Raw genomic sequence first — 9,028 nt, forward strand, 5'->3', positions numbered from 1 at the left:
GCGGCGCCGCCCCCCCCCCCGCCCCCGCCCCCTGCCACGGCAGCGGCCCCGGCAGCCGCCGAACCCGCCCCCGCGCCGGCACAACCGGCACCGGCGCCCGCCGTAGCGGCAGAACCAGCGCCTGCTGCGCCCGCCCAAGCCCCTGCTGCACCACCCGCGGCGGCCCCAGCCCCAGCAGTGGCCGCAGCCCCCAGCTCGGACTTTGGCCGCCCGGTGGTCCTGGCAAACCCCAACCTGATGCAGGTAACCGACGGCGCCGGCTGCAAATGGGTGCTGAGCAAGTCGATCATCGGCGCAGGCGACACCCTGTCGTTCGGTACCACCCCGGCCATGCCGTGCCCGGCCTCCGGCTTTGGCCAAGGCAGCTTCGACAGAATCAGCTGGAAAGCGGTGGGTACCTATCGCGGCGATAACTGGGACAAGGTCTATGCCCACCCCAGTGGCCTGATCTTCACCAAGCGCCTGGAGGCCGCAGTGAAGGACAAGGCGGTTTCCTACCTGACTGCCGACGCAGACCAGGCCGCATTCCTGGTGGGTGAGATCCCCGGCCGGCAGATGAAGGTGTACCTGACCTTCAGTCGTTCCAGCTATGGCGTATTGCGCCCGTTCGGCAGCGACCCGTACTACGTGGCGGTCACCCCGGACGAATCATTTGCCCTGGACCCGGCCAAGTACAAGGAGGCCGCGCTGGAGATCTTCGACCTGGTCAAGACCGCCTCGCCGTCCACCACCGATGTGGCCACCCTGTTGATCGTCAAGGACATCTCGGCCATCACCAACAGCCTTTGGGGCAATGACGCGCAGAAGATCACCCGCAACCGCATCGGCATCAACCGCCAAGGCCTGTTCTTCGATGTGCGCGACGGTGCCAACTGGGCGGTACAGCGTGAGCAGCAACGCCAGCGCGAGCTGCGCCAGCGCCAGCAGGAACTGGCGCGCGTGCACACCCGTGTGCTGGAGCGCTACCAGCAGCTGCAGGACGGCATGAGCGAGTTCAAGGGGCGTGAAACCGAGGCACTGGCGCAGATGGCCGGCATCAAGGTGCGCTTCGCGTCGCCACTGGAGCAGCAGAACCCGGCTACCTCGGCCACTGTGGCGACGATGATGGTGCATGTAACCGGCAAGCAGGGCGACTTCTACAACATCGATTTCCCGAGCAAAGGCCGCCTGGTCGCGGACGAGGAATACGGCGAGGGCTGGTACGTAACCCAAGTGGCCAACGCCACGCCGTACTACCCGCTGGACGACGGCCGCGCGGTGCCCACCTACCGCGCCTACAGCGCCGGCGAGCCTGCGGCCTGCAAGCAGGAACACTGTGCCGACCGCGTATCGTTCGGTGCCGTACTGGCCAAGGAATTCCCCAACGCCGGCATCGATTTCAGCTGGACCCCCGAGGTCTCCCAACAGTACGTGAACGACTGGAACAACGCTTCCGCCATGGTCCAGTGAGGCAAACACCATGATCAAACAGATGAACAAGAAGCAGCTGCTGATGGGCGGTGTGGCCGCAGCGGTGCTGGTGCTTGGCGGTGGCTATGCCCTGCTTTCCAGCTCGGGCAAGAAGGCTGCGATGGCTCACTACGACGACTTCAAGGAGCGCTACTTCCTGGAAGACGTCTTGTCAGAGGGCGACATTTCCTACTCGGCGTTTTCCGGCAACCTGACCGTGGCCGACCCGGAGATCCGCGTGGCCGCTGCACAGACCAACGGGGCTCAGCAGTTCATGCGCGGCCTGTCAGGCCTGATGGAGTCGGTGCAGGGCAGTTCGGCTGAGGAAGGCCTGGCCGGTTGGGCCAAGTACCAGCTCAACGCCAGCCGTGATGTGGCCGGCGTGTACCTGAAGGCAGATGCGCTGAAGCTGGCTCACGACGGGGACAGCAAGGACGGCAGTATCCATGTGCAGTTGCTGGGCATGCAGATGGGCAACCCGTTCGTGGCCACCAAGGGCGCCGAGGTGGTATTGGTGGCCGATGTCAGCGACGAGATCCAGCCACGGGCCGAGCTGCTCGCCAACGGGCGCGCCGCCCCGTCGAGTTTCAACTGGGGGGGCAACATGGCCGTGCGCCAGCCGCTGACCGGTGCCTTCCTGGTCAGCAGTACCGGCGACTTTGGTACCACGGTCGACCTGGACTTCACCATCAAGCGCTCCAGCGACGGTGAAGGCTCGATGACGTTCGTGGTTACCCACCGCAACGACGGCTCCAAGGTCGGTGAGATCGTGCGCAAGGCGGAGTTCCAGTCGCTGCCGGAGCTGGACGATGTTGAAACCCAGCTCAAGAGCGCCCTGAGTGCCATGGTGATCGGCGCCTACAGCGCGTATTCCGGCCAGGCGGTGCTGGCGGAGGCGGTGAGCGGCTTTGCCCGCAAGGCCAAGGTCGAGAACTACACCTTGAGCTACAGCGGCTTCAAGCCGCTCAAGCAGGCGTTCAACGATTACCAGCAGCGGGTTCCCAAGGCCAAGTTCGCGGCATTCTGCCAGGAAGTGGGGCTGTCATCGTGGAGCAGTGATTTCGGCGCGAAGGCGAAGAACCACAGCGACTCCGAATGTGCCATCGGGCAGAAGCTGGTCGAAGACGGCCAGTTCGAGGAAACCTACACCTTCAAGGAAGGCAAGAGCCTGTTCGCAGCAGTGTTCGTGAGCAAGGCGTACCAGCTGGAAACCGATTGATAGGGGAGGGCTGAGCATTCAAGATCCTGCGACTTGGATCCAATGCTCAGTTTCTGTATCATCCCGCCGCCATCAGACGATGGCCGCAAATGTTTCATTTAAAGGACTTAGTAATGAAAAAGCTGTTCAAGGCCACTGTAGCCGTTGCTGTCGTTTCGGGTGTTGCCCTGCTGTCGGGTTGCACTGGCCAGGTTTACAACCAACCGAAAAACTGCACCTACGACTACCTGTTCCACCCTTCGGTTTCCATCTCCAAGATCATCGGTGGCTGCGGCCCGATCGATAAACTGCCTCAGCAGCAGTAATCTTGGCGGTACCCTGATCGCGCCCCTTGCGGCGTGATCCAATGCCCCCGGTCATGCAAATGGCCGGGGGTTTTTGTTTTCCCGGCAAGGGTTACCAGCGCAGCGAAACGGTGCCGAGCAAGGTGCGCTCTTCACCCCAGTAGCAGCGCCCGGCGTTATTGCAGCCGGCCACGTATTCTTTGTCGAACAGGTTGCGCGCGTTCACCTCTACCGACCAGTTGTCGTCTATCGCGTAGCCTACCTTGGCGTCGACCAAGGTTACGTCACCCGTGCTCGCTGAGGTCGCTGTTCAGTTCAAGCTCCACACCCTTGGCGCGGCTGGCGCCGATCTGACGGTAGTCACCCACGGCCGCGTCGTAGAGCACATCGTCCTTTTTGCGCAGGTCGAACACCGATGCGGTAAAGGCGGTGTTCCAGCCTTTGGGTTCGTACTTGATGCCGAGTTCGTACTGCTCGCTGGTGGTGGGGTCGAGTGGGCCGCTTCTGCTTTCAGTCTGCTGGGTCGGGGCGAAGGCGGTGGCATAGCTGGCGTACGGTGACAGGCCATTGTCGAACTGGTACATCACGCCGGTTTGCCAGGTGAACTTGCTGTCCCAGCTGTTCATGTCGGCCGCGGCGTTGAGGGTGCCTGCCTTGTTGCGGTATTGGCTGTTGACCCGGTCCAGGCTCAGCCCTGCCAGCACGGTGTGGTCGAAGGCGCCGGGGGTGAAGTGGCCTTCGAACTGGTTGTCCAGCGAGTAGGCGATGGACTTGTTATAGCGGTCGTAGGCCGTGTTGCCGAGGGTACTGCCGAAGCCGTTGTCGTTCAGGTTGCCTGGCCACATTTCCTGGCGGTCGATGCGCGACTGCAGGTAGCGCGAGTTCTGGCGGAACTGCCAGGTGTCGTTGAAGCGGTGGCTGAACGCGTAACCCAGGCTCCAGGTTTCCCGCTCGAAGTTGTCCCAGTCCGGGTTGCCGGACAACTGGTCCTTGTCGATCTTGCCGTTGGGGTTGTGCAGCAGGGCACCGGCGGCGGGGAAGCCCAGCTCCATCAGGGTGCGGTCGCGCTGATAGGTGGCCAGCACGGTCAGGCTGTTGTCATCATCGAAATTCAGCGTCAGCGAAGGGGCAAGGTACAGGCGGTCGTCGGGCTGGTGGTCGACCTGGGTATCGGCGTTGCGGCCCAGCATCACCAGGCGGCCCAGTACATTGCCCGCATCGGTCAATGGTCCGGAAATGTCCACGCCCAGCTGGCGGCGGTTGTGCGAGCCGTAGCTCAGTTGCACTTCCCCGCGGGGCTCGGCGGTGGGCTGCTTGCTGACCAGGTTGACCACGCCGCCGGGGGCGTTTTCACCGTACAGGATCGAAGTTGGCCCGCGGAACACTTCCACCCGCTCCAGGCCATAGGGTTCGCTGCTGGTGTCGTAGCGGTTGCCCTGTACCCGCAGGCCGTCGCGCAGCAGGCCATAACCGTAATCGGTAGCGTTGAAGCCGCGAATGAAGAACAGGTCGCCGGCCTGGCCATCGCCGCCGGCGAAGGGCGGCGAGAAAATGCCCGGCACATAGCCCAGCACTTCGGTGAGGGTTTGTGACTGCTGGTCGTCCAGGCGCTGGCGGGTCACCACCGAGACAGAGCGTGGGGTATCGGCCAGGGCGCTGCTGGTCTTGCTGGCCGTGCTGCTGGCGACCGCACGGTAACCCGTGTCGCTCTGGCCGTTGCTGACCAGCAGGGTGGCTGCATTGATCGCGGTAGCGTCCAGTTGCAGGGCGTTGCCCTCGGCCTGCGGTTGCAGCACATAGCCGGCGTTGCCTTGTGCAACCGCTTGCAAGCCGCTGCCCTGTAGCAGGCGGGCCAGGCCCTGGGCCACGCTGTAGCCGCCTTGCAGGGCCTGGCTGAGCTTGCCGGCGGCCAGCTCGTTGCTGCCGGCCAGGTAGATGCCGGCCTGGCTGCTGAACTGGTTGAGGGCGCTGGCCAGCGAGCCGGGGGCGATATCGAAGCGGGTTTCGGCGGGCTGTTCGGCCTGGGCCAGGTTGGCCGGCAACATCAGCGGTGCGGCGGCACACAGCGAAAGCGGCGCGGCAAGCGCCAGGCGAAGCATGGGTTGGAAGGGCGTCGGCATGCGGGTCTCTGGAGTCGGTAAGGTGAGTTGGACGGGCTATGCCGGGTTAACCGAACGCGATTGGAAAAAGGGAACTGGCTTGGCATTGATTTTCATAACTGATGAACACCGCGTCGCCCGCTCCCACAGGTACTGCGCCGGCTTCGAGTTCACGCTGTCTGTGTGGGAGCGGGCATGCCCGCGAAGAATCCTGCGCGATGCAAGGCGCTGGATTCAAAGGTGTTCAGGTATCAAGCCGGCTCGGCTGTGACCCACCACGGCGTCAGCCGCTGCACCCGCACCGGCAGTGCCGCTTGCAGCAATTCCAGCGCCCGGTCGGTGTCGTTGAGCGGAAACGCCCCCATCACCGACAACGTCGCCACCTCCGGGTGCCAGCCCAGGTGCCCGTGGCGATAGCGCCCGAGCGTTTGCAGCAAATGCGCCAAGGGCATGCCTTCGGCGTTCAGTCTGTACTTAACTGCAATCGGCAAGATGTTTTGCCTGCGCGCCATGGGACAACCTGCCGCCTTGACGCAAAGGGCTGCAATTTGTTTGTGCAGGCATTTCAAGTACAATCGGCAAAACGATTCAGCCATGTCAGTCAATGCGACAAAGGCAGGGTCGTTTTTTCGTTCTCTAGCTGCTGAACAATGATCAATAACAAGCCTGCGCTGAAGAACACGCTTTACTTGGGCCAGCCACAGGCCCTCCCTCTGTTCTTATGACTGGAATTGATCAATGTTCAAGAAAGCTGGCAAGACCTTGCTGGGTCTGGCTGTCGCTGCAAGCTGCATGCAAGCGCACGCCGCAGAAACCAAGAAAGTCGACGTACTGCTGGTCGGCGGCGGCATCATGAGCTCCACCCTGGCCGTGTGGCTGCACGAGCTGGAGCCAAGCTGGTCGATGGAAATGGTCGAGCGCCTGGACGGCGTGGCCGAAGAAAGCTCCAACGGCTGGAACAACGCCGGTACCGGCCACTCGGCGCTGGCCGAGCTGAACTACACCCCGGAAGACAAAGACGGCAACATCAATATCTCCAAGGCCATCGAAATCAACGAGGCCTTCCAGATTTCCCGTCAGTTCTGGTCGTGGCAGGTCCGCCAGGGCGTGCTGAAGAACCCGCATTCGTTCATCAACACCACCCCGCACATGAGCTTCGTCTGGGGCGATGACAACATCAAGTTCCTGAAGAAGCGTTACGACGCGCTGCAGGCCAGCCCGCTGTTCCGCCCGATGCAGTACTCCGAGGACCACGCGCAGATCGCCAAGTGGGTCCCGCTGATGATGGAAGGCCGCGACCCGAACCAGAAGCTGGCCGTGACCTGGACGCCAATCGGCACCGACGTGAACTTCGGCGAGATCACCCGCCAGTTCGTTGGCCACCTGCAAACCCAGAAAGGCTTCGACCTGAAGCTGTCCAGCGAAGTGCAGGACATCACCCGCAACAAGGACGGCTCCTGGCACGTCGAGTACAAGAACCTGAAGGACGGTACCGAGTCGGCCACCGACGCCAAGTTCCTGTTCATCGGTGCCGGCGGTGGTGCCCTGAAGCTGCTGCAGAAGTCGGGCATTCCGGAAGCCAAGGAATACGCAGGTTTCCCGGTGGGTGGCTCGTTCCTGGTCACCGAGAACCCGACCGTGGCCATGCAGCACATGGCCAAGGCCTACGGTATTGCTTCGACCGGCGCGCCACCCATGTCGGTACCGCACCTGGACACCCGCGTGCTGGACGGCAAGCGCGTGGTCCTGTTTGGCCCGTTCGCCACCTTCTCCACCAAGTTCCTGAAGAACGGTTCGTACCTGGACCTGCTGAGCACCACCACCCCCCACAACGTGTGGCCGATGACCAAGGTCGGTATCGAGCAGTACCCGCTGGTGGAGTACCTCGCTGGCCAGCTGATGCTGTCTGACGACGACCGCTTCGAAGCCCTGCGCACCTACTTCCCGAACGCCAAGAAGGAAGACTGGAAACTGTGGCAGGCCGGCCAGCGCGTGCAGATCATCAAGCGTGATGCCGAGAAGGGTGGCGTGCTGAAGCTGGGTACCGAAGTGGTGGCCTCCGAAGACCGCACCATCGCGGGCCTGCTGGGCGCCTCGCCAGGTGCTTCGACCGCTGCGCCGATCATGCTCAACGTGCTGGAAACCGTGTTCAAGGAGAAGGTCGCTACCCCAGAGTGGCAGGCCAAGATCAAGCAGATCGTTCCGAGCTACGGTACCAAGCTCAATGATTCGGCAGCGGCCACCCAGAAAGAGTGGAACTACACCGCTGAAGTATTGCAACTGGAGAAGCCACCGGTGATCGACGCCAGCGTTGGTACCACCGTTGCGCCAAGCCAACCGGTTGAAAGCAAGCCAGAGAACGACATGGCGCTGTAATTGGCCGCCAGGTTGTGATCGAAAGCCACGGGGGTGACCTCGTGGCTTTTTTGTTGCCTGTTCGGGGCTGTTTGCGGCGCAGGGCAGGTATTACTGCTGGCGCAGAATGCACGCCAGCAACCCCGGGAAGCGGGCCTCCAGCATTTCGCTGCGCAGCGAATTCATATGGGTTGTGCCCACATTGCGGGTATGCACCAACCCCGCATCACGCAAGACGCGAAAGTGGTGGGACATGCTCGACTTGGGCCGGCCGCCGTCCAGTTCGCCGCACGTGGCTTCGGCCACACCGGCCAGCTGGCGCACGATGCCCATGCGCACGGGGTCGCTCAGGGCGTACAGCAGGCGCTCCAGCACCAGGTCTTCAGGGTTGGGATGTTTATAGGCTCGCATGCTGCACATGATACCGGGGGTTTCCATTATTGCCATAGTTCGATTATGATCGAACAATCGTATCCACATAGTCCGGGAGTTTCCCATGTCCGCGTTGTTCCAACCTTACACCCTCAAGGACGTCACCCTGCGCAACCGCATCGCCATTCCGCCGATGTGCCAGTACATGGCCGAGGACGGCATGATCAACGACTGGCACCATGTGCACCTGGCCGGCATGGCCCGTGGCGGTGCCGGCTTGCTGGTGGTCGAAGCCACGGCGGTGGCACCGGAGGGGCGCATTACCCCCGGCTGCGCCGGCATCTGGAGCGACGCCCATGCCCAGGCGTTCGTACCGGTGGTACAGGCGATCAAGGCAGCAGGTTCGGTACCGGGCATCCAGATCGCCCACGCCGGGCGCAAGGCCAGCGCCAACCGGCCCTGGGAAGGTGACGACCATATTGCCGCCGACGATGCCCGCGGCTGGGAAACCATTGCCCCGTCGGCCATTGCCTTTGGTGCACACCTGCCCAAAGTGCCGCGTGCCATGACCCTGGAGGACATCGCCCGGGTCAAGCAGGACTTCGTCGATGCCGCCCGCCGTGCACGCGATGCCGGCTTCGAGTGGATCGAGCTGCACTTTGCCCACGGCTACCTGGGGCAGAGCTTCTTCTCCGAGCACTCCAACAAGCGTACCGATGCCTACGGTGGCAGTTTCGACAACCGCAGCCGCTTCCTGCTGGAAACCCTGGCGGCAGTACGTGAAGTGTGGCCAGAAAACCTGCCGCTGACGGCGCGTTTTGGCGTGCTGGAATACGACGGCCGTGATGAGCAGACCCTGGAAGAGTCGATCGAGTTGGCGCGGCGGTTCAAGGCTGGCGGCCTGGACCTGCTGAGCGTGAGTGTCGGCTTTACCATCCCTGATACCAACATCCCATGGGGCCCGGCGTTCATGGGACCGATTGCCGAGCGTGTGCGCCGTGAAGCCAAGCTGCCGGTGACGTCGGCGTGGGGTTTCGGTACCCCGCAGCTGGCCGAAGCGGCATTGCAGGCCAACCAGCTGGACCTGGTGTCGGTAGGCCGCGCGCACCTGGCCGACCCGCACTGGGCCTACTTTGCGGCCAAGGAGCTGGGGGTGGAAAAAGCCTCCTGGACCTTGCCAGCGCCTTATGCGCACTGGCTTGAGCGTTATCGCTGATATCGAGCGCCGCCCGCGCGGCGCATCGCGAGCT

At 63.0% G+C, this 9,028-nt stretch carries 6 protein-coding genes and 2 pseudogenes; 5 read left to right on the top strand and 3 right to left on the bottom strand.

What is annotated here, in order from left to right; all coding sequences use genetic code 11:
- The 3 genes from G1E_RS24660 to G1E_RS24670 all read left to right on the top strand — a co-directional run.
- Nucleotides 1-1,449 (top strand): hypothetical protein (locus G1E_RS24660; RefSeq protein WP_047150201.1); only part of this gene is annotated, 1,449 nt, incomplete at its 5' end.
- A 10-nt stretch (nucleotides 1,450-1,459) separates the two neighbouring features.
- Nucleotides 1,460-2,668, top strand: a complete 1,209-nt coding sequence (locus G1E_RS24665) for a hypothetical protein (protein WP_009681754.1) — start codon at nucleotides 1,460-1,462, stop codon at nucleotides 2,666-2,668.
- A gap of 113 nt (nucleotides 2,669-2,781) precedes the next feature.
- Nucleotides 2,782-2,973 carry a YhfL family protein gene (locus G1E_RS24670; RefSeq protein ID WP_003254720.1) on the top strand — a complete coding sequence of 64 codons (192 nt, stop codon included), beginning with the start codon at nucleotides 2,782-2,784 and terminating at the stop codon, nucleotides 2,971-2,973.
- A 91-nt stretch (nucleotides 2,974-3,064) separates the two neighbouring features.
- Here the strand turns inward: G1E_RS24670 and G1E_RS24675 are convergent.
- Both G1E_RS24675 and G1E_RS24680 read right to left on the bottom strand, forming a co-directional pair.
- A pseudogene (locus G1E_RS24675) lies at nucleotides 3,065-5,072 on the bottom strand (TonB-dependent siderophore receptor).
- Between the two features lie 230 nt (nucleotides 5,073-5,302).
- Nucleotides 5,303-5,521, bottom strand: a pseudogene (locus G1E_RS24680) (iron dicitrate transport regulator FecR); the annotation flags it as partial.
- A 268-nt stretch (nucleotides 5,522-5,789) separates the two neighbouring features.
- Between G1E_RS24680 and mqo the strand changes: the two are divergent.
- Nucleotides 5,790-7,427: a malate dehydrogenase (quinone) gene (gene mqo / locus G1E_RS24685; protein ID WP_009681756.1), complete on the top strand. Its 1,638-nt coding sequence runs from the start codon at nucleotides 5,790-5,792 to the stop codon at nucleotides 7,425-7,427.
- Between the two features lie 90 nt (nucleotides 7,428-7,517).
- Here the strand turns inward: mqo and G1E_RS24690 are convergent, their stop codons facing one another.
- Nucleotides 7,518-7,853: a helix-turn-helix transcriptional regulator gene (locus G1E_RS24690; protein ID WP_029886571.1), complete on the bottom strand. Its 336-nt coding sequence runs from the start codon at nucleotides 7,851-7,853 to the stop codon at nucleotides 7,518-7,520.
- 49 nt (nucleotides 7,854-7,902) lie between these two features.
- On the opposite strand from G1E_RS24690, the gene xenA reads away from it, so the two are divergent.
- The gene (gene xenA / locus G1E_RS24695) at nucleotides 7,903-8,994 is read left to right on the top strand and encodes a xenobiotic reductase XenA (RefSeq protein WP_009681758.1); all 1,092 of its coding nucleotides are present in this window, start codon (nucleotides 7,903-7,905) and stop codon (nucleotides 8,992-8,994) included.
- Nucleotides 8,995-9,028: the final 34 nt, after the last annotated feature.

It is taken from the genome of Pseudomonas sp. TJI-51 (genome assembly GCF_000190455.2).
GTDB classification, from domain to species: Bacteria; Pseudomonadota; Gammaproteobacteria; order Pseudomonadales; family Pseudomonadaceae; genus Aquipseudomonas; species Aquipseudomonas juntendi.

Bases quoted from the DNA above. Each gene is read 5' to 3' on its own strand.
- G1E_RS24665 (WP_009681754.1), top strand. From the start codon at position 1,460: ATGATCAAACAGATGAACAAGAAGCAGCTGCTGATGGGCGGTGTGGCC.
- mqo (WP_009681756.1), top strand. From the start codon at position 5,790: ATGTTCAAGAAAGCTGGCAAGACCTTGCTGGGTCTGGCTGTCGCTGCA.
- G1E_RS24670 (WP_003254720.1), top strand. From the start codon at position 2,782: ATGAAAAAGCTGTTCAAGGCCACTGTAGCCGTTGCTGTCGTTTCGGGT.
- G1E_RS24690 (WP_029886571.1), bottom strand. From the start codon at position 7,853: ATGGCAATAATGGAAACCCCCGGTATCATGTGCAGCATGCGAGCCTAT.
- xenA (WP_009681758.1), top strand. From the start codon at position 7,903: ATGTCCGCGTTGTTCCAACCTTACACCCTCAAGGACGTCACCCTGCGC.